18 protein-coding genes are annotated in these 22,813 nt (G+C 65.6%); 5 read left to right on the forward strand and 13 right to left on the reverse strand.

Going from position 1 to position 22,813, the window contains the following annotated elements; genetic code table 11:
- Nucleotides 1-57 precede the first annotated feature (57 nt).
- The 7 genes from G6N15_RS07680 to glf form a co-directional block, all read right to left on the reverse strand.
- Nucleotides 58-951: an alpha/beta hydrolase-fold protein gene (locus G6N15_RS07680; protein ID WP_083088707.1), complete on the reverse strand. Its 894-nt coding sequence runs from the start codon at nucleotides 949-951 to the stop codon at nucleotides 58-60.
- A 138-nt stretch (nucleotides 952-1,089) separates the two neighbouring features.
- Entirely contained in the window at nucleotides 1,090-2,136 is a 1,047-nt protein-coding gene (gene ag85A, locus G6N15_RS07685; RefSeq protein ID WP_083088708.1) for a diacylglycerol acyltransferase/mycolyltransferase Ag85A, read from the reverse strand.
- A gap of 446 nt (nucleotides 2,137-2,582) precedes the next feature.
- Nucleotides 2,583-4,493, reverse strand: coding sequence for a flagellar motor control protein ZomB (zomB, locus tag G6N15_RS07690; RefSeq protein WP_139797913.1), 1,911 nt, complete (start codon nucleotides 4,491-4,493; stop codon nucleotides 2,583-2,585).
- Nucleotides 4,494-4,530: 37 nt separating this feature from the next.
- Nucleotides 4,531-5,445 carry a decaprenyl-phosphate phosphoribosyltransferase gene (locus G6N15_RS07695; RefSeq protein ID WP_083088709.1) on the reverse strand — a complete coding sequence of 305 codons (915 nt, stop codon included), beginning with the start codon at nucleotides 5,443-5,445 and terminating at the stop codon, nucleotides 4,531-4,533.
- Nucleotides 5,438-5,977 (reverse strand): phosphatase PAP2 family protein, encoded by a 540-nt coding sequence (locus G6N15_RS07700; protein ID WP_083088710.1) that lies wholly within the window; start codon nucleotides 5,975-5,977, stop codon nucleotides 5,438-5,440. Before G6N15_RS07700 ends, G6N15_RS07695 begins: the two co-directional genes overlap by 8 nt.
- Nucleotides 5,970-7,871 (reverse strand): glycosyltransferase, encoded by a 1,902-nt coding sequence (locus G6N15_RS07705; protein ID WP_083088711.1) that lies wholly within the window; start codon nucleotides 7,869-7,871, stop codon nucleotides 5,970-5,972. Before G6N15_RS07705 ends, G6N15_RS07700 begins: the two co-directional genes overlap by 8 nt.
- On the reverse strand, nucleotides 7,868-9,073 hold the full coding sequence (gene glf / locus G6N15_RS07710) for a UDP-galactopyranose mutase (RefSeq protein ID WP_083088712.1): 1,206 nt from the start codon (nucleotides 9,071-9,073) through the stop codon (nucleotides 7,868-7,870). Before glf ends, G6N15_RS07705 begins: the two co-directional genes overlap by 4 nt.
- Nucleotides 9,074-9,338: 265 nt before the next feature.
- Between glf and G6N15_RS07715 the strand changes: the two genes are divergently transcribed.
- Together G6N15_RS07715 and G6N15_RS07720 are read left to right on the forward strand one after the other, a co-directional pair.
- The gene (locus tag G6N15_RS07715) at nucleotides 9,339-10,346 is read left to right on the forward strand and encodes a hypothetical protein (RefSeq protein ID WP_083088731.1); all 1,008 of its coding nucleotides are present in this window, start codon (nucleotides 9,339-9,341) and stop codon (nucleotides 10,344-10,346) included.
- Between the two features lie 166 nt (nucleotides 10,347-10,512).
- A complete protein-coding gene (locus tag G6N15_RS07720; protein ID WP_083088713.1) occupies nucleotides 10,513-12,141 on the forward strand; it encodes an N-acetylmuramoyl-L-alanine amidase in 1,629 nt (542 codons plus the stop codon).
- A gap of 20 nt (nucleotides 12,142-12,161) precedes the next feature.
- On the opposite strand, the gene G6N15_RS07725 is transcribed toward G6N15_RS07720, so the two are convergent.
- From G6N15_RS07725 to G6N15_RS07745, 5 genes are all read right to left on the reverse strand, one after another.
- Nucleotides 12,162-12,977 (reverse strand): Cof-type HAD-IIB family hydrolase, encoded by an 816-nt coding sequence (locus G6N15_RS07725; RefSeq protein ID WP_083088714.1) that lies wholly within the window; start codon nucleotides 12,975-12,977, stop codon nucleotides 12,162-12,164.
- Between the two features lie 84 nt (nucleotides 12,978-13,061).
- Complete coding sequence (locus G6N15_RS07730; RefSeq protein WP_083088715.1) at nucleotides 13,062-13,931, reverse strand: lysophospholipid acyltransferase family protein; 870 nt, start codon at nucleotides 13,929-13,931, stop codon at nucleotides 13,062-13,064.
- Nucleotides 13,932-14,690, reverse strand: a complete 759-nt coding sequence (locus G6N15_RS07735) for a lysophospholipid acyltransferase family protein (RefSeq protein WP_083088716.1) — start codon at nucleotides 14,688-14,690, stop codon at nucleotides 13,932-13,934.
- Between the two features lie 4 nt (nucleotides 14,691-14,694).
- Entirely contained in the window at nucleotides 14,695-15,465 is a 771-nt protein-coding gene (locus G6N15_RS07740; RefSeq protein ID WP_083088717.1) for a lysophospholipid acyltransferase family protein, read from the reverse strand.
- A 5-nt stretch (nucleotides 15,466-15,470) separates the two neighbouring features.
- Complete coding sequence (locus tag G6N15_RS07745) at nucleotides 15,471-16,250, reverse strand: lysophospholipid acyltransferase family protein (RefSeq protein ID WP_083088718.1); 780 nt, start codon at nucleotides 16,248-16,250, stop codon at nucleotides 15,471-15,473.
- Nucleotides 16,251-16,501: 251 nt separating this feature from the next.
- Between G6N15_RS07745 and G6N15_RS07750 the strand changes: the two genes are divergently transcribed.
- Nucleotides 16,502-17,377 (forward strand): FkbM family methyltransferase, encoded by an 876-nt coding sequence (locus G6N15_RS07750; RefSeq protein ID WP_232070371.1) that lies wholly within the window; start codon nucleotides 16,502-16,504, stop codon nucleotides 17,375-17,377.
- 57 nt (nucleotides 17,378-17,434) lie between these two features.
- Here the strand turns inward: G6N15_RS07750 and G6N15_RS07755 are convergent, their stop codons facing one another.
- The gene (locus tag G6N15_RS07755; protein ID WP_083088720.1) at nucleotides 17,435-19,621 is read right to left on the reverse strand and encodes an acyltransferase family protein; all 2,187 of its coding nucleotides are present in this window, start codon (nucleotides 19,619-19,621) and stop codon (nucleotides 17,435-17,437) included.
- Between the two features lie 797 nt (nucleotides 19,622-20,418).
- Here G6N15_RS07755 and G6N15_RS07760 point away from each other — a divergent pair.
- Together G6N15_RS07760 and G6N15_RS07765 are read left to right on the forward strand one after the other, a co-directional pair.
- Entirely contained in the window at nucleotides 20,419-21,687 is a 1,269-nt protein-coding gene (locus G6N15_RS07760) for a glycosyltransferase (protein WP_083088721.1), read from the forward strand.
- Between the two features lie 324 nt (nucleotides 21,688-22,011).
- Nucleotides 22,012-22,698: a class I SAM-dependent methyltransferase gene (locus G6N15_RS07765; protein WP_083088722.1), complete on the forward strand. Its 687-nt coding sequence runs from the start codon at nucleotides 22,012-22,014 to the stop codon at nucleotides 22,696-22,698.
- Nucleotides 22,699-22,813: the final 115 nt, after the last annotated feature.

Here is a 22,813-nt window from a genome sequence, read left to right on the forward strand (position 1 = left end):
GCTGCTGGACTCCTTCACGGTACCGGCTCGCCGCACCGGCTCCGGGTGCGGCAGGTGTTAGCGGATGGCGCCGACGATGTCGCCGGACATCGCGGCCAACTCGGCGCTCCACGACCCCCAGCCGTTGTCGCCGCTACCAAATTCGAAGTGTCCGTTGTGGCCGCCGGCATTGCGGTAGTCCTGGTAGAAGAACTTGCCGCTGCCAGCCGCTGTAGCCTCCTGACCGATCATCGCGGCCGGATCACTGGCACCGCCTATCGGGCTGTAGACCCATACGCGAGAGTTGTTGGCCACCAGCATGCCGACGTGCACGTCAGGGTCATGCCACTTCCACCGGCCCAGCTGCGGCGCACCCCACATGCCGTAGGCATCCACCCCGCCGAACTGCGCCATGCCGGCGACGATGGCGCCGTTCTCGTCGGTACGCGACGGATACAGGAATCCCGACAGCGATCCGCCGTAGCCGAACCGGTCGGGGTGGAAGCAGGCCAGCGCCATCGCGCCGTATCCGCCCTGTGAAGCGCCGACGGCGGCGTGCCCACCGGGGGCCAGGCCCTTGTTGGCCGCCAGCCAGTCGGGCAGCTCGCTGGACAGGAAGGTCTCCCACTGCTTGCTGCCGTCCTGCTCCCAGTTGGTGTACATGCTGAACGCCCCGCCGGCGGGCGCGACCACCGAGATGCCCTTACCGCCCAGGGTGTTCATCGCGTTGCCCGCGGTCACCCAGTTGCTCACGTCGGGGCCGGCGTCGAACGGGTCGAGCAGATACACGGCGTGGGGACCCCCGCCCAGGAATGCCACCGGGATGTCGCGGCCCATCGCCGCCGACGGCACCATCAGCGTCTCGTAGCCCGCGGCGCGGGCCGTCCCGAGGTGTGTCGCACCGATGCCCCACAACCCGAGTGTCAGCACAGCGGCCCACAGCACTCGCAGCAGCGTCGACACAACCCTCATGTCCACCTCACTTGTTTCGCACGGACCCCGGCCCCGTCCCGGAAGGTAGTGAACCACACGCCGTGGGCGCGGATGGGCAGAAATGACTAACGGCGGCGACCCGGAAGGGTCGCCGCCGTCAGTCGTGCAATTCCGCGCTTAGCCGTGGCTGGCAGTAGCGGCGGCGTTGGTGGCACCGGCCGCGGGTGCACCGGTGTTGGGTGTGGCGCCCAGCGTCCGCTGAAGGTCAGGCTTCATGGCGTTCAACTGCGCACCCCAGTACTCCCAGCTGTGCGTGCCGTTGTCCGGGAAGTTGAACACTGCGTTGTGACCGCCTGCGGCGTTGTAGGCGTCCTGGAACTTGATGTTGCTGGTGCGCACGAAGCCCTCCAGGAACTTCGCCGGCATGTTGTCGCCGCCCAGGTCTGACGGCTTGCCGTTACCGCAGTAGACCCATAGGCGGGTGTTGTTGGCGACCGTCTTGCCGACGTTGAGCAGCGGGTCGTTGCGCTGCCATGCCGGGTCCTCCTTCGGACCCCACATGTCGGCAGCCTTGTAGCCGCCCGCGTCACCCATCGCCAAGTTGATCAGCGACGGCCCCATCCCCTGCGAGGGGTCCATCAGGCCCGACATCGCGCCGGCGTAGACGAACTGAGCCGGGTGATAGTTCGCCAGGTTCAGCGCCGACGCCGCAGCCATCGACAGGCCGACCGCAGCACTGCCCGTCGGCTTGACCTGCCGGTTGGCCTGTAACCACTGCGGCAATTCGCTGGTCAGGAAGGTCTCCCACTTGTAGGTCTGGCAGCCGGCCTTACCGCAAGCAGGCTTGTACCAGTCGGTGTACCAGCTGGACTGTCCACCCACCGGCATGACCATCGACAGGCCGGACTGGTAGTACCACTCGAAGGCGGGGGTGTTGATGTCCCAGCCGTTGTAGTCGTCCTGGGCGCGCAGACCGTCCAGCATGTAGACCGCCGGCGAGTTCGGCCCACCGCTTTGGAACTGGACCTTGATCTCGCGGCCCATCGACGGCGACGGCACCATCAGGTACTCGACCGGCAGGCCGGGACGGGAAAACGCCCCAGCGGTCGCCGAACCCCCGGCGACACCGATCACACCCGGCAGCAAGGCCGCAGCAACGGCCCCGAACACGAGCCGGCGCGACATTCCCTGTACCGCGCCGCGAAACCTGTCAACAAGCCTCATTCCTGTTTCCTCATCCTTTGTTCGGCCCATCCTTTCGGAGGTCGGACTGCATCATGGCACGGCCCGGTGAGCTCCAGGCGCAGCTGTGCCCGTGTAGTCAACCACACGTTGGGCGGATCGCTCTTGTCGGATGGCACTGCATAGCGGGCTGTCCGCCAAGGTCATCCGGTGCATCGTCGCGTCCGGCGGCGGCGTTACAGCATGTGCTCACAGCGGGTTGCATGCCGGTGAGAGGTTGAATGCAGCGTTGCTGGCCGGCAATGCGTGGGGCCGGGCCGGCGCTGCCGATGAGCCGTGGAAAAAATTTCTGCGGATGCACCTTGAGTCGCGACAGTCACTTGTGCCACAGCGGTCCCAGATCGCACGCATAACCCGATTTGCCCGCCTCAGCGCGATTCGGCAAGTCGTCGGCGGCCGCTGCAGCCGTCAGCATTGTCCCGCGGCGCTTACGGCCCGGCCGCCGGGAAGCCGGTGTCCACCGGCGCACCGGTTTCGGGCACTTCCAGACCGCACCGGATGAGGTCGTAGAGCGGAACCCGGTCGATGCGGTACTTGGTGAACTGGTAGGAGTGCACGAAGTTCGACATGAACCGATGCAGGCCCATCGGTGCGCGCACCGAGTTGAGCACCGCCTGGGTCGCTGGGCATTTCAGCGCCGCACGGGCCTGTTCGACCCAGGCCGCGTCCAGATACGGCGGAACGCCCACGAACGGGCCTTCGGCGATCGCCCAGTCGGGGAACAGGTTTTTGTCGTGCCCGATTCGGCCATGCTTCAGCCGGGCGGTATGCGCCGCGAGCGGATTCGCCAATCCGATCTGGTCGATCACCCTGACGTCGAGCCCGACGTTCATCCCGACCATGCCGATGTTGGTGAAAAACACTGTGTGCGGCCCTTTTTCGACAGGTGGCGCGGTACCCGGTGGCGGCGGGGCCGCCGGAACGATGTCCCACTGGTTGTAGTTGCCCGACGGCAGCAACAACGCCCCGCCGGGCGTGTTGTTGATCGCGACCAGTGCGGCACGCATCCGCGGGTAGTCCAGGTAGTCGGCCGCAGTGAGCGGATGGGCATGCCCGGTGGCCTGCGCATAGAACCGGCGCTCGTCGACGATGCCCGAATAGGTGACGCGGGTGGCGTCGTCGCCCATGCCCGGCGAGTTCGCCGCCCACAGCGACCAGCCCGCGACCGCCAGCCACACCGCACTCACGGCGCCGGAGAGCACGTAGCGGGTCTCCCGGGAGAACCTGGTGCCGTCGGGAAACACCACGGGGACCACCGCCACCGGCGCCACCAAACAGACAATCGGTGTCAGCAAGACCCGGCCGTGCATGAAGTCGCCGCCCTGGCGTATCCAGTACAGCGCCTGCAGCAGGCCGCTGACGACGATGAAGATCACCACGGCCGTCGGGCTTTGTACCGCACGGGCCAACCCGCCGTAACCGAGGGGTGCCTTGCGGCGAATCCACCATGGTTCGGTGCGGGTGGAATACAGGAGCAGGCCCAGAGCCAGCAACAACATCGCTGGCGCCCACAGCAGGTAAGGCCGGTTGAAATTCGCCAGATAGATCATGCCCTGCGGCCATTTGTCGCCGGCGGCGTCCTTGGCCAGCGCGGTGCCGGGCACCAACAGCCCGTAATAGCCCATCCGGAAAATCTGGTAGGCGACCGGCAACAGCCCGCCGGTGACCACTATTAGGGCGCGTCGCCGCCAGCCGCGGGCGGCGATCAGCATCATGATCAGCGCGCCACCACCGATCAGCGCCAACTCGGGACGCACAAGCACGCTGCACCCGGCGACGAAGGCCAGCGCCGCGGTGAACACCCGCCCCTCCGGGCGGACCCGCAGCGCTTGCGACCAGCACACCAGCATCCACCACAGCAAACCCAGGTAGGCCAGCGCGAGCCCGCTCTCCAAACCGGAGGTGGCGAAGTCGCGCGCCGGCGGCACCGCTATGTAGACCAGGGCCCCGGCCGGCAGCATGACCGCCCGCCGTCCCTGCAGGCTCGGTGCATACAGCCGGCCCGCACCGAGCATCAGCAGCACCACCCCGATCATGCTGAGCGCCAAGGCCAACGCCAACGCCACGTATTCCGGACGCATCGGCCCGGCGGCCAGGCTGCCCAGATACAACAAGAAGGTCCACGCGGTCGAGGTGTTGGCCTCGACCCGCTCGCCCACGTTGAACACCGGCCCGTTACCCGCCAGCATGTTGCGCACCGTGCGCAGCACGATCAGGCCGTCGTCGGCGATCCAGCGTCGTTGCCAGGCGCCCCAGCCGAACAACACCGCCACCACGACCACGCTGACCCACAGGCTGATCCGCACCGTGGCGTCGTACGCAAAACGGGGCCGCCACAGCGCCGTTGGTCCGGGGGATGCCGCGGCGACGCGGGGACTAGCTGAACGCAACAGCAGCACCGACTGTTCCTATCCACGCCAGCGCCAGTAGTTGTAAGACCCGGTCACGCAGCGCGATGTCCTCGGGTTCGCCGGCCAGCCCGCCGTCGACGTCGACCGCGTACCGCAGGATCGCGATGGTGAACGGCACCATCGACACCACGAACCAGGAGCCGGAGTAGCCGTCGCGCTCAAACGCCCACAGCCCGTAGCACACCACCACCGCAGTGGCCGACATCGTCCACACGAACCGCAGGTAGGTGCTGGTGTAGGTTTCAAGCGATTTTCGGATCTTGGCGCCGGTGCGTTCGGCCAGCACCAGCTCCGCGTAGCGCTTGCCGGCAACCATGAACAGCGAGCCGAATGCGCCGGCCAGCAAAAACCATTGGGAGAGCGGGATATCGGCCGCGGCGCCGCCCGCGATCGCCCGCAGCAAATACGCCGACGACACGATGCAGATGTCGATCACGGCTTGGTGTTTGAGCCCGAAACAGTAGGCCAGCTGGATGCCGATGTAGACGGCCATCACCAGCGCCAGGTTCGGCGTCAGCCACCAGGCGATCACCAACGACGCCACCCCGAGCACCGCCGCCAGCAGGTACGCCAGCCACTCGGGAACCACGCCGGCAGCGATGGGCCGGAACCGCTTGGTGGGGTGCTCGCGGTCGGCTTCGACGTCGCGGGCGTCGTTGATCAGGTACACCGACGAGGCCGCCAGGCAGAACACCACGAACGCCACCGCCACCTTGCCCAACACGTCGACGTAGTTGTAGTGCATGCCACGGCCCGCCGCCGCCAGCGGAGCGGCCAGCACCAGCACGTTCTTCACCCACTGCCGCGGGCGGATCGCCTTGACCACGCCGACGATCAGGTTCGCCGGGGGCCCGGTCACGGGTGCCACGTCCTCACTCATCGCCCGACCCGCCGTTGAACCGTGTGTCGGCCCGCACGGCAACCGCCGCGACCGCGGTGCCGACTGCAACGCCGATGGCCACGTCACTGGGGTAGTGCACGCCCAGAAGTATCCGCGACAACGCCATCGGCGGCACTAACAGGGCAGGCAGCGGGATCCCGGTGGCTCGAGCCAGCAGGATGGCCGCCGCAGTGGTGGACGTCGCATGCGCCGACGGGAAGCTCAGCCGGCTCGGGGTGCCGACGTTGACCGCGACAGCCGGGTGGTCGGGACGCGGCCGGCGCACCAGCCGCTTGATCAGCACCGCAGCCGCGTGCGCGGCGAAGGCGCCGACTCCGGCCAGCAGCCAGGCCCGGGCCCGCTGCGGTTGTAGGACCGCGCCGAGCAGCGACACCCCCAGCCAGCCGATGCTGTGCTCACCGAAGTGGGAGAGCCCGCGGGCCGCGGCCAGCACACCGGGTCGGCCGGCCAGCGCCGACTGGACCGCCACCACCGCCGCCACTTCCCCGCGCGGCGCGCCCACCTCAGCCATGTGCCGGCGTTTTGGGTGTTGCAGGCAGCAGCACGGTCTCCCACTTCTGCTTGCTGGACAGCACCGGCAACGCTTCGCGGTACGTCCGGCGCATCTCGTCGAACCGCCTGGCCAGCTGGCGCTGACGGCGCAGCGACTGCCACAACAGCGAGAACATCTTGGCGCGGTCGCGCTGCCGGTAGACCACGCCGCGGCCGTCGGCCGTGGTCACCGTGGCGCCGTCGAGCATGCACAGCCGGAACCACCGGGCGTCCTGCGTCGCCACGTTGAGCTGCGGGCGCTGGTGATGCGCCGGGTCGGCCTGGGTGAGGTTGTGCAGGGTGCCGCGGGCCAGCCGGTAGCTGACGGCCAGCGGATGCACCGGCGGCTTCATCGGCTTGGTCTTCTGCGCCGGCGGCGGCAGCTCACTGGCCGCAGGCAACACGACAGCGTCGGGGTAAGCCTGGCGGATGCGGTGCACTTCCGGCAGAGCTGTTTCCAGGATCGAGAAGATGTGCTCCGGGCCCGCCAAGAAGTCGTCGATTGCCTTGTTCTGGATCGCTACAGTCGAATACTCAAGGCAGGCAAGGTGTTTCAGCGTTGCCTTGAGGTGGCTGCGCACCAGGCCAATGATGTCGCCGTCCCAGTGCATGGCCGCGACCACCAGCCGGTTACGCAGGTGGAAGTAGGCCTGCCAGTCAATTGCGTCGTCCTTGTCGCTCCACGCCATGTGCCAGATGGCGGCGCCGGGCAGCGTGACGGTCGGGTAGCCATGCTCGGCGGCGCGTAACCCGTAGTCAGCGTCGTCCCATTTGATGAAGAGCGGCAGCGGCTGTCCGAGTTCCTCGGCGACTTGGCGTGGGATCATGCAGGTCCACCAGCCGTTGTAGTCGACGTCGATGCGCCGGTGCAGCAGGTTGCTGCGAATATTGTTGTCGCTCAACGGGAATTTGGCGAAGTCGTGGTCGTACTCGGCGTAGGGCGCTGCGGTCCACATGAAGTTCGACCGGTCGACCACCTCGCCCATGATGTGCAGGTGTGACGGCTCTTGCAGGTTGAGCATCTGCCCGCCCACCAGCATCGGCGACTTGGCGAAGCGGTGCATGGCCAGCACCCGCAGGATCGAGTCCGGCTCGATGCGGATATCGTCGTCCATGAACAGGATCTGCTGGCAGTCAGTGTTTTTCAGCGCCTCGTACATCACCCGGCTGTAGCCGCCGGAGCCACCCAGGTTGGGCTGGTCGTGGATGGACAGCCGGTTGCCCAGCGCGGCGGCGGCAGCAGCGAAATCGGGGTGGTCGCGGACCTTTGCCTTGCCCTGATCGGGCACGATCACCGCGCCGATCACCTTGTCCACCAACGGGTCCGAGGTCAGTTCCCGCAGGGCGTTGACGCAGTCGCCGGGCCGGTTGAAAGTCGGGATTCCCACCGCGATGTTGGCCACACCCGGCGCCGGCTCGGGCGCGTACCAGCCTGCGCTGCACAGCGTGACGTCGGTGTCGGTGGTGATGTCGAACCAGATCCACCCCCCGTCCTCGAAAGGGTCGAGCCCCACATTGAATTCGAGTGCCGCCGGCTGCTCCGGACTGCCCTCGAAACCGCGGCCCTCGATGAAGATCCGCGCACCGGTGGCCTTGGTGCGGTAGACGTCGACGCGCCCGGTGCCGGTCAACTCCGTGCGCAGCACCACCGACTTGCACCTGCTCCAGCGCCGCCAATAGCTGGCCGGAAATGCGTTGAAGTACGTGGCGAACGAAACTTCGGACTCCGCACCGATCTGCAGCGTCGTCCGCGTCACCGCATGCGCGCGCCGCGCGTTGGTCGTCGACTCCGTCAGGTAGAGCTTGCGCACGTCGAGCGGTTCGCCCGGGCGCGGCAGAATCACCCGGGCCAGCAGACTCACCGCAGCACTCATGCGCGTACGCTCTCTTTGTCGTTGTCCACCAGTGGCTTACCGTCGCGCAAGTGGGGTGCCAGCACGTTGTCGAACATGCTCAGCGCGCTGGCGATGGCCATGTGCATGTCCAGGTATTGATAGGTTCCCAGCCGTCCGCCGAAGAGCACCTTCGACGACGCGGTCTCCGCTTTGGCCCGGGCCCGGTAGGCGGCCAGCAGCGCGCGGTCGGCTTCGGTGTTGATCGGGTAGTAGGGCTCGTCGTCGTCATCGGCGAACCGTGAGTACTCCCGCATGATCACCGTCTTGTCGCTGGGGTAGTCGCGCTCCGGGTGGAAGTGGCGGAATTCGTGGATGCGGGTATAGGGCACGTCGAGGTCGCTGTAGTTCATCACCGGCGTCCCCTGGAAGTCGCCGGTGTCGCGTACTTCGACCTCGAAATCCAAAGTGCGCCAACCTAACCGGCCCTCGGTGTAGTCGAAGTAGCGGTCCAGCGGGCCGGTGTAGACCACCGGGGCATCCGGGCTGGCGCCGCGGAGTTCTTCTCGCACGTCGAACCAGTCGGTGTCCAACCGCACCTCGATGCGCTCGTCGGCGGCCATGTTCTTCAGCCACGCGGTGTACCCGTCGACCGGCAGGCCCTCGTACGTGTCGTTGAAGTAGCGGTTGTCGAACGTGTAGCGCACGGGCAGCCGCGTGATGGTGGACGCGGGCAGCTCCTTGGGGTCGGTCTGCCACTGCTTGGCGGTGTAGTTCTTCATGAACGCCTCATACAGCGGCCGCCCGATCAGCGAGATCGCTTTCTCCTCGAAGTTCTGCGCGTCGGCGGACTCGATCTCGGCGGCCTGCTCTTTGATGAGCTGGCGAGCCTCGTCGGGGCTGTAGTACTTACCGAAGAACTGGCAGACCAGGCCCAGGCCCATCGGCAACGGGTAGGCCTGCCCGTTGTGCAGCGCGAAGACCCGATGCTGGTAGCCGGTGAAGTCGGTGAACTGGCGCACGTAGTCCCATACCCGGGTGTTGGACGTGTGGAACAGGTGTGCCCCATATTTATGGACTTCGATACCGGTCTGCGGCTCGGGCTCCGAATAGGCGTTGCCGCCGATGTGCGGACGCTTTTCGATCACCAGTACCCGCTTGCCCAGCTGGGTGGCCACGCGCTCGGCAATCGTCAGCCCGAAGAATCCGGAGCCGACGACGAAGAGGTCAAAACGAGCGGTCATCGGTTGCCTAGGGTATCTGACCCGCGCGCCCCGACCCCGATTGGCGGCGCGCGGCACTTTGGGCGCGCCGCCGGCACGCTCTCGGCATTAACGGCCTGGGTTGTCGTCCACCCCACTATTGGTTCTAGGTCGCGATTGCCTCACGATTCGATATCGTCACACCAGTCTCAGTAATCACAGCAGTAGCATCAATCACGTCGGCTTCATGTCGTGCTGCGCCTGCAAGTCGGCCGAACACCACATAGTCCAGATTGAGGAGACTTCCGTGCCGAACCGACGTCGACGCAAGCTCTCGACAGCCATGAGCGCAGTCGCCGCGCTGGCAGTCGCGAGTCCTTTCGCTTATGTCACGGTGTCCGAATTGACGGCCGACGCCAAGCCCGCGCCTTCGCACCGCGAATTCGTGCGGGCCGCGATGACGACCGACCTGCCCAACGAGCTGATGTCCGCGCTGTCGCAGGGGCTGTCGCAATTCGGGATCAACCTGCCGCCGGTGCCGAGCCTCAGCGGCGCAGGCATGTCGCCTGCCAGCACCCCAGGGCTCACGACTCCGGGACTGACCCCGGGGCTCACCAGCCCGGGGCTCACCACGCCAGGGGCGGCACCCGGCCTGGGTACACCCGGCCTGGGTACACCCGGCCTGGGCACACCCGGCCTGACAACACCGGGTACGGCCACACCGGGCCTCACCACTCCGGGTGCGACGACCCCGGGCCTGACCACGCCGGGGGCGACCACGCCCGGCCTGGGCACACCGGGTCTCACCACGCCGGGTGCCACTCCGGGGGCCACCCCGGGGCTGACCGATCCCAGCCTGACCAATCCCGGTCTGACCAGCCCAGGTCTGACGAGCCCCGGCACAGTGCCGGGCCTGGCCAACCCGGCCGGGCTGACCCCAGGGACCGGCATCGACCCGTCGCTGACCAGCCCGGCAGGCCTCAGCCCGGGCCTCACCAGCCCGGGCCTGACCACTCCCGGTGAGGTGCCGATCACCGCGCCCGTCGGATTGGACCCGGGTGCGGGCGGCACCTATCCGATCCTCGGCGACCCGTCGTTAGGTGCGGCACCGGCGGCGAGCACGGGCGGTGGCAGCGGCGGAATCATCAGTGATGTGATGAGCACCGCCAACCAGCTGGGAGCCAGCCAGGCCATCGACCTGATCAAGGGGATGGTAATGCCCTCGATCATGCAGGCAGTCCAAGGCGCCAACGCGGGTGCAGCGGCACCGGCTGCTGCCCTGCCGGTTCCACCGGCACCAGTGCCGGGGGCCTGACGCGGCGCGGGTGGCATAAGAACCTGTCACCAGACGGCACCGCAGAGTGGACCTGGGCCTGGGGGCGCCCCAAGGCCAAGACTCTGCGGTGCCGTTGCCGTGCTTTGTTGACAAATTCCCCGTGTCGAATCATTAGCAACAGAAGACACATACGTAACATCATCTGGTGCTGTGCCGCCGCCCCGCACCCACGATGTTGCTCAGCGCCGTCGTGGCCACCGCCGTGATCTTGCCTTGGGCGCTCGACTCGGGCCGCGGCGAGGCGCCGACGCGACCTACCGACGCCCACGTCGCCCAGCAGCCGCTGATCGGGGTGGGCGGTGGGGTCACGGTCCGTGAAATCACCCAGTCCACACCGTTTTCCATGGTCGCCTTGACCGGCGGGGACTTGACCGGAACATCGGCGCGGGTGCGAGCCAAGCGCGCCGACGGGTCCTGGGGTCCCTGGTACGGGACCGAGGCGCTGGAATCGGGCGGCCGTGACGGATCGGCGGAAGCCGCACGCGGCCCGCGCGGCACCGAGCCGGTATTCGTCGGCCGCACCACGACCGTGCAGATCGCGATCACCCGCCCGCCCGGCGCGCCGGTGACGTCGCCTCCACCGCGCCACGCTCCGACTGGTCTGGGGTATGTGCCAGCCACCGTCGAACAGCCGCTGCCCCAAAACGTCTCGGCCGTCTTGATCTCCCCGCCGCAGGCGCCGGCAGACACCCAGTGGAATCCGCCGACCGCGGTGCTGGCGCCCGGGCAGCCACCCAATATCATCAGCCGGGCCCAATGGGGCGCCGACGAGTCGATGCGGTGCGGCAATCCGGTGTACGACAACGGAATCCACGCGGCGATCGTGCACCACACGGCCGGCAGCAACGACTACTCCCCCGAGGATTCCGCCGAGATCGTGCGGGAAATCTACGCCTACCACACCAAAACGTTGGGCTGGTGCGACATCGCCTACAACGCGCTGGTCGACAAGTACGGCCAGGTGTTCGAGGGTCGCGCCGGCGGGATCACCAAACCGGTCGAGGGCTCCCACACCGGCGGATTCAACCGCGAGACCTGGGGGGTGGCGATGATCGGCGACTTCGAGGACGTGCCGCCGACGTCGATCCAGTTGCGCACCATCGGCCGGCTGCTCGGCTGGCGGCTGGGGCTGGACCACGTCAACCCGAAAGGCACCGCAACGCTGTCCTCGGCCGGAGGCGAATACACCCGCGTCCCCGGGGGTGCCGCTCTGACCCTGCCGGTCATCTTCAGCCACCGCGACGTCGGCCCCACCGCCTGTCCGGGCAACATGGTGTATGCGCTGCTCGACAAAATCCGGGAAATCGCAGCGCATTTCAACGATGCCCCCGGCCCCGACGACGTCGCCGCGTCACTGGAAGGCGGCGCCATCTACGCGCGCTGGCAGGAGATGGGCGGCATGAACAGCGCGCTGGGCGCGCCGACATCCCCCGAAGCGACCGGGGCCGGCTCCGCGCGCTACGCCACCTTCGACAAGGGAGCGATGTACTGGTCGCCGGAGACCGGCGCCGAGCCTCTCACCGGCGCGATCTACGAGGCCTGGGCTTCATTGGGTTATGAGCGAGGTGCGCTGGGCTTGCCCACCAGCGCCGAAATCCAAGAGCCGCAATGGGTCAAGCAGAACTTCCAGCACGGAACGTTGAACTTCGACCGGGAAACCGCAACGGTGGTCCGGGTCATCGACGGCGTGGCGGAGCAACTGCCGCCACCGGCGGCCAGCGGACCGCCCGTCCAACTCGAGCGGTTCTCGCGGCCGATGAGCGCGACGCACTAAGACCGGTTAGAGCCGGTCGGTTAAAGCCACCAGCGTTCCAGTACTCGGGCGACGCCGTCGTCGGTGTTGGACGTGGTGACCTCGTTGGCCACCGCCAGCACCTCCGGATGGGCGTTGCCCATCGCTACGCCATGGCCGGCCCGTACCAACATCGGCACATCGTTGGGCATGTCGCCGAACGCCACCACGTCGTCGAGTGAGATGCCCAGCGGGCCGGCGATCTCCTCCACACCGCTGGCCTTGGTGATGCCGTGCGGCACGATTTCGATCAGCCCGTTGTTCGTGGAGTACGTGATAGCTCCTTGGGAGCCAACGTGTTTGGCCAGTGCGGCGGCCATGTCGTCGCTGCGGGCGCCCGCCTTGCGGATCAGCAGCTTGATGGCGGGCGCGCTCAGCAAGTCTTCGATCGACACCTCGGTGTTGTCCGGGTTCAGCCAGGCATGCTCGTAGCCAGGCGAACTGATGAACTGCGGCGTCGCGGTATCGTGGGCGCTGACCCCGATACGTTCCACGGCCAGCCCCGCGTCGGGGATGACCCGTGTCGCGATCTCCGCTAACTCGGCCAGCGCGTCGACCGGCAACGTGCGCGCGGACACCACCCGGTCAGTGGCCGAGTCATAGATGACAGCGCCGTTGGCGCACACCGCCATTGGCGCAAACCCAAGGTCGTCGACGAGGGGCTGCACCCAGCGCGGCGGGCGGCCGGTGGCCAGAATGAACGTGGTTCCAGAGGTGACTGCCGCGCGAACGGCGTTGCGAGTACGGGGCGTAACGGCGTCGTGGTCGCCGAGGAGGGTGCCGTCCACGTCGCTGGCGATGAGCGCCGGCAGCGTCATTTGGTCAGTCCCGCTTCGCTATTCGGTAGCGTCATTTCCACGCTGCTGGCCAGGCCAGTTCGATGCACGACATCCGCCCCTTGCTCAGGCGCTGTGCCGTGCGTGTTCGTTGTTGGCAGAGAAGCGCAACCGCCGTTGCCGCTTCTCAGTACCGGCGCGATCCGCTTTGGCGCCAAGCTGGGGGCGGCGGTAGAACCACACGCGCTCACGCGCTGCCTGTGCTCGCTTGGCCCGTTCGGCGAGTTCGGCTTCGTCGAGCAGCTTCGCTTCCTCGGGAGTCGGCGCTCCCCCGCCCAGCCGTCGCGGCACCCAGTAAGCGCCGGGCGGGTGCGGGTAGGACTCTTGCGTCTCATACAGCAGCTTGGTCATCGCTTCACGCAGTGCGGCAAGGGTTTCTTCCATGGTGTCCATCGGATAAATCGGTGCGCCGATATTGACGGTAATCGGTATTTTGCTGTGTCCCAATGATTTTGGGTGGTCCTTGGTCCAGATGCGCTGCGCGCCCCAGACGATGAGCGGGATGATCGGGACATTTGCTTCGTGCGCCATCCGGGCGGCACCGGTTTTGAAATCCCGCAGTTCGAAGCTGCGGCTGATCGTCGCTTCCGGATGAACTCCGACCAGTTCGCCCTCCTGCAGCCGTTGGACAGCTACCGCATAGGCGCCGGCTCCGGCGCTGCGGTCCACCGGAATGAGTTTGACGTGTTTGATCACAAAGTTGACGGAGCGCACTTGCTGCAGCTCGGCTTTGATCAGGAACCGGAGCCGGCGCCCGCGGCGCGTCGCGGCGTACTCCGCGGGAACCCAGTCGACGTAGCTGGTGTGGTTCATTGCAACCACGGCGCCGCCGTGTTCGGGGATGTTCTCCTCACCGATGAAGGTGATCTTGATGCCGTTGAGCGCGATCGCGGCCTTGAGAATGACTTCGATCGTGCGAAACACCGGCTCAGCCATCTATGCCTTCTCCCCTGGCTCGGATTCGCGGCCGGCTGCGCGCGCCGCTGCTTCCTGCGCCTCCAGCTCGGCTGCCTCGTCGAGTGAGGGCGCGCCGCCACCGAGTCGTCGCGGCACCCAGTACGCCCCTCGCGGGTGCGGATACTCCCGCTGCACCCGGTGCAGCAACGACGTCATCGCATCGCGCAGCGCGGTGGTGAGCTCGTCGACGTCCCCTTCGGCGGGCAATATCGAGCCGACCGCCACTGTGATAGGAATCTTTTTGTGCCCCAAGCTCTTCGGGCGGTCCTTTGTCCATATTCGCTGAGCGCCCCAGACAATCATCGGAACGATCGGAACCTGCGCCTCCAGGGCCATCCGCGCCGCGCCGGTCTTGAACTCCTTGAGCTCGAAGCTACGGCTGATGGTGGCCTCCGGCATGATTCCCACCGCCTCGCCGTCGCGCAACCGCTGCACGGCAACCGCGTACGCCTGCGAGCCCGCCGCGCGGTTGACGGGAATCGTCTTGGTGTGCTTGATCAGGTAATCAACCACTTTTACCTGCTGCATCTCGGCTTTGATCATGTATCGGATGCGCCGTCCGCGTTGAAGCACCGCAAGACCCGCAAAGAGCCAGTCGACGTAGCTGGTGTGGTTCAGGGCGATCACCGCGCCGCCGGTTTGGGGAATGTTTTCCAGGCCCTGGTAGGTGATTTGGCTGCCGAGTACTTTGACCACGGCCTTGGCGGCGATTTCCAGCGTGCGAAAAACGGGCTCCATGCGCTCACTCCGGCCCACCGGCCGTATCGGGCCGGCGGGCCGCTTTGGCGGCAGCGCGCCTGCTGGCCCACTCGGCGTCCAACCGGGCCGCCTCGAGCGGTGAGGGTGCACCGCCGCCCATTCGCTGCGGCACCCAACATGCCCCTTCCGGGTGCGGATACTGCTGCTGTACCCGGTGCAGCACCAACGTCATCTCGCCGCGCAACGCGCTCGTGAGCTCGTCGACCTCGCCTTCTGGCGGCAGCGGCGAGCCGGCCGCCACCATGATCGGAATCTTCTTGTGGCCCAAGTTCGTCTGATGGTCCTTGGTCCAAAGCCGCTGAGAACCCCACACGATCATCGGAACGATCGGCACCTGTGCTTCCAGCGCCATTCGCGCCGCACCCGTCTTGAACTCCATGAGTTCCAGGCTCCGGCTGATCGTGGCCTCCGGCATCACACCCAACACCTCGCCGTCGCGCAGCAGCTGCACACCAGCCTTGTACGCCTCGGCCCCCGCTTCACGGTCGACGGGAACGGTCTTCGTGTGCTTGATGAGGTAATTGACCACCTTCACCTGCTGCATCTCGGACTTGATCATGAACCGCATCCGGCGCCGACGCTGATGCACCGCGAGTGCCGCAAACATCCAGTCAAGATGGCTGGTGTGGTTGATAGCGACCACCGCGCCGCCGGTTCGCGGAATGTTGTCCAGACCCTCGTAGGTGATCTGGCTGCCGAGCACTTTGACCACGGCCTTGGCCGCGATTTCCAGGGTGCGATAGACCGGTTCCATTCCGTCTACTCCGGCGCACCGGCCGTATCGGGCCGGCGGGCCGCTTTGGCCGCAGCGCGCCTGCTGGCTTCCTCCCCGTCCAACCGGGCGGCTTCGGCCAACGTCGGTGCGCCGCCTCCGAGCCGGTACGGCACCCAGAACTCGCCGGCCGGATGCGGCCCATAGGAGTCCTGCACTCGTTCCAGCAGATGCTGCATGCGCGAATGCAGCAACATGGTCAGCTCCGGGGCGGGCAGCGTGGGCGGGATCGGTTCGCCGACGGCGACCGCGATCGGCACCTTGGGGCGGAGCAGCTTCTTGGGATGGTCTTTGGTCCAGACCCGCTGGGCGCCCCACACGATGTGCGGGACGATCGGCACGCCGGCCGCAATCGCCATCCGCGCGGCTCCGGACTTGAGCTCCTTGATCTCGAAGCTGCGGCTGATCGTCGCCTCCGGATAGACGCCCACCAGCTCGCCGGCCTTGAGCATTTCGACGGCCTTTTCGAACGAGGCCGCTCCGCTCTCACGGTCCACCGGGATGTGGCGGCAACCCCGCATGATCGGCCCGGAGACCTTGTGCTCGAACACTTCCTGCTTGGCCATGAACCGCACCTTGCGGCCGCGGCCCTGCTTGTAGGCGGGCAATCCGGCGAAGGTGAAGTCGAAATAGCTGGTGTGGTTGATCGCGATCACCGCGCCACCCGTCTCCGGCAAATGCTCCACTCCGGCGACGGTGAACCTGATTCCCTGTAGCCGCCAGGTCAGCCGTGCGAGTTGGATGATCGTCCCGTATACCGGTTCCACAAGGATCCAGCCTAGTGCGCGTCGACAAGGCGCTGGAGCGGTCGGCGCATTCGCAGGTGGTAGACGCGTTGAAGGCGTCTTGGCGGCGGGCTGGAGCCGAGGTGGAGGGCCACTGCCCGACATAAATTGCTCATTGGGGCGCCGCAGCCACGCTACTATTCCGGCGGGGGTTGTCTTCTAACTCTGCACCGACCGCCACAATTGCCAGTTTGCATTCCAGCCGATAGTGGCTTGGCACTATGGAGAACCAGATGAAGCGTCCGAACCTGATCATCGACGTCGGCATGCACGATGGACAGGACACGGCGTTCTATCTCGCCAAGGGTTTCGACGTCGTCGCGATCGAGGCGAACCCTGGGCTTGTTGAGGCCGCTCGCGATCGCTTCGCTTCAGAGATCGATTCGGGGCGCTTGCAGATTTTTCCCGTCGCGATAGCCGAGAAAGCGGGGACATTGCCGCTGGCTGTCTGCGACGAGCAATCGATTTGGAGTTCGATGTCAGATGCGTTCATCGAGCGCAACGAGTCGATGGCAGGGGTGAAGTACCACTACGTTGACGTGCCTACGCAGACATTCGAAAGCATCCTCGAGGAGGTCGGAGTTCCGCATTACCTCAAGGTCGACATCGAGGGGTCGGACATGCTCTGTGTCCGCGCTCTGAAGCACCTCGACAGCGTGCCGGACTTCATATCCATTGAATCAAGCGTCAGTTCCCCTCCGGGTTCGTTTGACTTGGTGTTCGAAGAGCTTTCGACGTTGTGGGAACTGGGGTATCGCCGTTTCGCCTACGTCGATCAGACCAAGGTTCCAAGGCACAAGCCGCCGAATCCGCCCAGAGAAGGCCGCTTCGTCGAAACCAAGCTCACCACGAACACCACCGGATTGTTTGGTGAAGAGTTGCCAGTTCGATGGGAGACCATCGACAAAGCCTTGCGCAGAGGGCAAGCCCTGCATCGCCGATACAACCTCACTGGCTTCGGCGGCCAGGCGACGCGAATTATGCAGCGAACGCTCCCTAGGCCCGTCTTCGATTTCAAAGATCACCCGGTTACACAACGCGTCGTCGGAGTAACGGCAGGGCTTTTCGGCCTATTCAAGTGGTACGACCTGCACGCCCGGCTGGCCTGAACACGGCCTCGGCCCAGCTGCTTTCGTGGGAGCGCGCGGCCGTCAAGTCTGCGGGTGTCAACGCCGCGCGAGCGTGCGGTCGACCAGCGCCAGAATTACCGGTGCCAACAGCCGGGCGTACTCCAGCGTCACGTGATGGTCGTCGGGGTACACCAATGTGTTGCCCACGATGACGGGGCAGCGTTCAGCGGTGCAGAACAGAGCCGTGATGTCGGCGTATTGTCCGCCACCGGCTTTTGTGGCCGCGGTCTCGCCCGCGATACCGGAGTCGTCGACCGCCGTGGACCTCTGGGGCGAGCAGGCGGTTGCATCATCGAGGTGCTCGGACAGGCAGATCGGAACCAGTGACTGCGGATCCGGGATCGGCCCGAGCACCAGTACCTGCGCACCAGTGCCACGCAGTTGCTGCACCAGGCGGGTTAAGCTGTCCATCCACGCGCGGTCGTATGACCTCAAACTCGAGGTCAAAACGTAGCCGGTGCCGTACTGCCGCGACATGCTCACCACGACCAGCCGCGGATGCTCGGCACGTAACCGAGCGAGAATTTGGCTGCGCCACTGATCGCACTCGGTGTAGTCCCGGCGCAGCAAGGGAGTGTTGATCGAGAGCTCCATCGGCGGGCAAGCCACCTTGGTTAGGTTTTCCAGCCGCAGGTGCCGCTTTGCGGCCACCTGCTGGAACGCCGGACTCCACATCGTGGCATTCGAGTCGCCGAACAAGGCCACCGTCGTTGTCGAGGCGGTGTCGCCTGTCGCGCACTCAGGCTGTCCCACTTCGAAGTAATTGCGCATGCAGCCGTCGACCAACATCGCCTTTTGTCCGGCTGCCGCCTCGGCAAGTGGCGGGTCGAGGTTCGACGGTATGGCCTTCAGCTCGGCGGATGCCGCGACCGCGGCTTGCACCTGGGCGTACGCGTGTTGCACCGCCGCGTCGTACAAGTGAATGTCGTCGCTCCGCGGAGGTGACGTCGCAGTGACCGTCACCGCCGCAGCCGGCGCGCCGCGGCCGACTGGGACAGGGACTAATACCAGCAGCGCCACGCCAACACAGACCGCTACCGCCGTGGCGACGCCGCCAACCGCGAGACTCCCGGCGGGAGACCGCCGCAGAAAAGCGGCAAATCGCAACGGATTCTCAACCATATACAGGGTGAGCACAGCCAGTCCGGCGGAGAAGAGGGCCGCTGTCAATCTGCCGGCCAGGCCCAGCGGGTGGCCCAACAATAGTGGGGCAAACAGCAACACCGGCCAGTGCCACAGATACCACGAATACGACACCCGGCCTACCGCCCGCATCGGCGCCCATGCCAGCACGCGCCCGCATCCCCGCCAAGGTGCGGCGCAGCCCGCGCCGATCACCAGAGCCGTGCCGAGGACGGGCAACAAGGCTGCGCTACCCGGGTAGGGCGTACTCGTATGCAGCAGTGTGCAGCCCAACACGATGACGACCAGCCCTACCCATCCTGCGACCGTGGCGCCTAGTAGCGGTAACCGACGCCACCGGGCGGCCGTGAGAGCCACCAGACCACCGACGGCTAACTGCCAGGCTCGCGTGGGCAGCGAGTAGAACGCCACACCCGGCGCCCAGTAATTGGTAGCGACCAGCGACAACGCAAACGACAGGAACGCGACCACTGCAAGCACCACCAGGTACGGAGTCGCGGAGAAGCTGGCATCGGCCTTGGTGCGCCGGCGCGCACGCCGGATGAACCACGCCGTACCGAGAATCAAAGCGGGCCACACCAAATAGAACTGCTCCTCGACGCCCAATGACCAGTAGTGCTGGAAAGGGGACGGAGGCATCACACTGACGAAGTAGTCGTTGCCTTCCATAAGGAACCTGTAGTTACCGACATACAAGGCACAGGTGATGCCATCACCAAATACGGTGCGGGCCAGCAACGGAGGTAGCAGTAGTGCCGAAGCGATCGCGATAGCGACGCCTACGGTGGCCGACGCCGGCAGCAGTCGGCGGGCTCGCGCCCCGTAGAAGCGGCGCAGCTGCACGCTTCCAGCGGTGCTCACCTCGCGCCAAAGCAGCCCCGTGATAAGAAATCCCGAGATGACGAAGAACACGTCCACGCCGGTGAATCCGCCGCCGATACCAGGCACCTCGGCGTGGAACAGGACAACCGCAAGTATCGCGACGGCGCGCAGACCCTCGATGTCCGGGCGAAATCCGGTTCTTGGCGCGCGTGGGCCCTGCGTCCGTTCAATAGGGCTAACGCTTTCGGCTTGGTGCAAGGGTCACTGACTTATTAGTAGGGGTGAGTTCTTCAGCGGCATTGTTACATCTCGCCAGCATTGACGCGGTGGTTTCCGGTGGGATAGCAATCCGGTGACAAGGCGCTCTTTCCAAGCGGTTCCTTTAACTTGGGCCCTCCCCCCAATGAGCAGCTTGTCTTCGTGATCCCACGCCTCATAACTCGTCGACAACGCTCTCACTCGGCTTTGCCCGACGTAGGCCCGAAAGCGTCATGGGCATGTTGGCAGCCCGGAGAAGTCGCCCGGTTGGGCACTATCGATGAGACCACTAGGGGGCGGGAAGTGGGGAAACGCTGAACAGTTGACCGCGCGTGGCGGCCCGGAATCGATGCGACTGGGAACCAATGACGGTTCTGGCGGCGGCAGATAGGCCGAGCGAATCTCCTGCGCGCCAAAGAGATCGGAATGCGCCGATACCGCTGCATCAAAAGCCGTTGCCGCGAATCTGCGGCGGATGCCTGCCTGGTCGACCAGGCCCAGAGTCGAGTACCGCCATCGCGTGTCGCTGAGCAAGAGTCGGCGCCATGCGGGCATGTTGGGTGGTGATTGCCGATCACTGAGACAAGTTGGCATCCGGTTCACTGCCACGCTCGGCATCCCCGGCCATGGGCCTCGATTGCGATCCGGAGACAACATCCGGCCCGTTGCGCAAACTTCTGAGTTTCAGGTCTACAGCGCGAGAAAGAGGATTATGCTGCTGGGCGGCTGAACTGGGGGTGCGGACTGCCACTTTCGTTACGCATTACGCGCGCGAGAAATGAGGGCCAGGAGCTGCAATGAAATTTGTACTGGCATGTTACGGAAGCCGCGGCGATGTCGAGCCCGGCGCCGCTGTCGGGCTTGAACTCCTACGCCGCGGCCACGACGTGCGCATGGCCTTCCCACCCGACATGGTGCCCTTTGCTGAGTCGGCTGGGCTTGCGGCGGTCCCTTACGGGATAGACGCACGGGCACCCTTGGAAGCACAGCGCAATTTCTCGACATCCCTATACCGCAATCCCTGGAGGATCCAGGAGGTGATCCGGGCGTGGCGCGAACTGGGGGAGCTTGTTACCCAATGCTGGATGGAGATGAGCAAGTCACTGACGCCACTGGCGGACGGGGCTGACCTGCTGATCACCTGCATGAGTACCGAGCCGCCGGCCGCCAACGTTGCCGAATACTACGACATTCCGCTGGCCACGTTGCACTACTTCCCGATACGGGCCAACGGCCACTACATTTCGATGCTGCCGTCGCCGCTGGGCCGATTCGCGATGAGGGTTGACGAGTGGATGTATTGGCGCTGGACGAAGAAACCGGAGGATGCGCAACGTCGCGAACTTGGCCTGCCGAAGGCAACCTGCCCCGCGCCGCGACGGATCGCCCAGCGCGGATCGCTGGAAATCCAGGCCTACGACGAGCTGTGCTTTCCCGGGCTGGCAGCCGAATGGGCGAAATACGATGGACGACGGCCTTTTACCGGTGCGCTGACGATGGAGCTGCCAACGGATGCCGATGACGAGATCGCGTCGTGGATTGCCGCCGGAACACCGCCAATTTACTTCGGCTTTGGCAGCATACCGATCGAATCTCCCGGCGACACACTGGCCATGATCAGCACGGCATGCGCGCAGTTAGGGGAGCGGGCGTTGGTTTGCTCCGCCGGGACTCACTTCGACGACGTCACCGATTGCGACCACGTGAAGGTGGTAGGTGCGGTGAATCATGCGGCCACCTTTCCGGCTTGCCGCGCGGTCGTGCACCACGGCGGCGCGGGCACCACGGCCGCAGTCTTGCGCGCCGGAGTCCCCACATTGATCCTATGGAATACGTCCGATCAGCCGTTCTTTGGAGCTCAAGTCAAGCGATTGAAAGTAGGCACCGCTCGGCGCTTTTCGACCACCACCCTGCAATCGTTGGTCGCCGATCTGCGCACCATCCTCGCTCCCGACTATGTCGCCCGCGCCCGTGAGATCGCCACCCGGATGAGCAAGCCCGCGGAAAGCACTGCGGCGGCCGCTGATCTTGTCGAAGATTTCGCCCGCTCAAGGCGTGTGGGCTGAAGGCGACGGCGCTCCGGCGCGATGATCAACGAGGCCACATTTCTAAGACAATCGTCACAGCATGTCGGCGTCGATGCGTGACAGCCTGACATCGAGGCTTCCGCATCGCCCTCAGTTACTGCCAATTCGACCGTTGCCGCCCGGCCGCCTACGCGGAGACTTGTTTGCGCCGACGTACAACCGAGCAAACGGCGGAGGAGACGTAACTTCAGATGTACGGATGGCGCACTGGTTAGAAGCTGGCGTCCCCGGGAACCTTGCGGAAAGAGATTTGCCGCAGCACCTACTGTTCGGCAGAAGCCCCGCCCCGAAAAGGATCGTCGCATGAACCGGATTAAGGCCGCACAGCAAGCACTGAACGGGCGCTTGCAGCGCGTTTACCTCGAGATCGGCGTCGGGTACGGATTCTCGCTCCGGCGTATTAGCGCTGATGAGAAAATTGCCGTCGACCCCGAGTTCAGGCTTTCGCCCCGCTCCCGCCGGAAAGTCGAGGCCAAGGCGCGTGCCACCTACTACTTCGAGACGACGAGCGATGACTTCTTCGCGAATGAGACGGCCTTCCTTGAAGAGCGCGGCATCGACGTCGCCCTCATCGACGGGCTCCACACTTATGGGCAGGTACTGCGCGACATCGAAAACACGCTGCGCTACCTGCGCGACGACGGCGTCATTGTTTTGCACGACTGTAACCCCGCGAAGGCCACGATCGCCTATCCAGCGGCGTCGTACGCCGAATTTCGTGCGCACAATCGGTGGCACTTTGTCTGGAGCGGGGATGTCTGGAAGGCGATCGTCCATCTGCGTAGCACCCGGAACGACCTGCGCGTCGTGGTGCTGAATTGCGACCTTGGTGTTGGACTCGTACGGAAGGGATTGCCGGAATCGCGATTGACGTACTCCCCGGCGCAGATCGAGGCGCTCGACTTCGCCGATCTCGCCGCCGACCGCGAGCAGTTGCTTAACCTGCAGCCACCCTCGTACCTCGACGATTTTCTGGCATCAGGGCCTTGAATTTCCGACACGTAAACGCATCTGCACGAAGTGCGGCCCGGCGTATTTTCGACTGGATGTAGCCGCGGACCAGCAATCACCTTCGGCATGGGCCAGAAGTACCTGCTGGTGTGGT

It is taken from the genome of Mycobacterium noviomagense, from assembly GCF_010731635.1.
In the GTDB taxonomy this organism is placed as follows: domain Bacteria; phylum Actinomycetota; class Actinomycetes; order Mycobacteriales; family Mycobacteriaceae; genus Mycobacterium; species Mycobacterium noviomagense.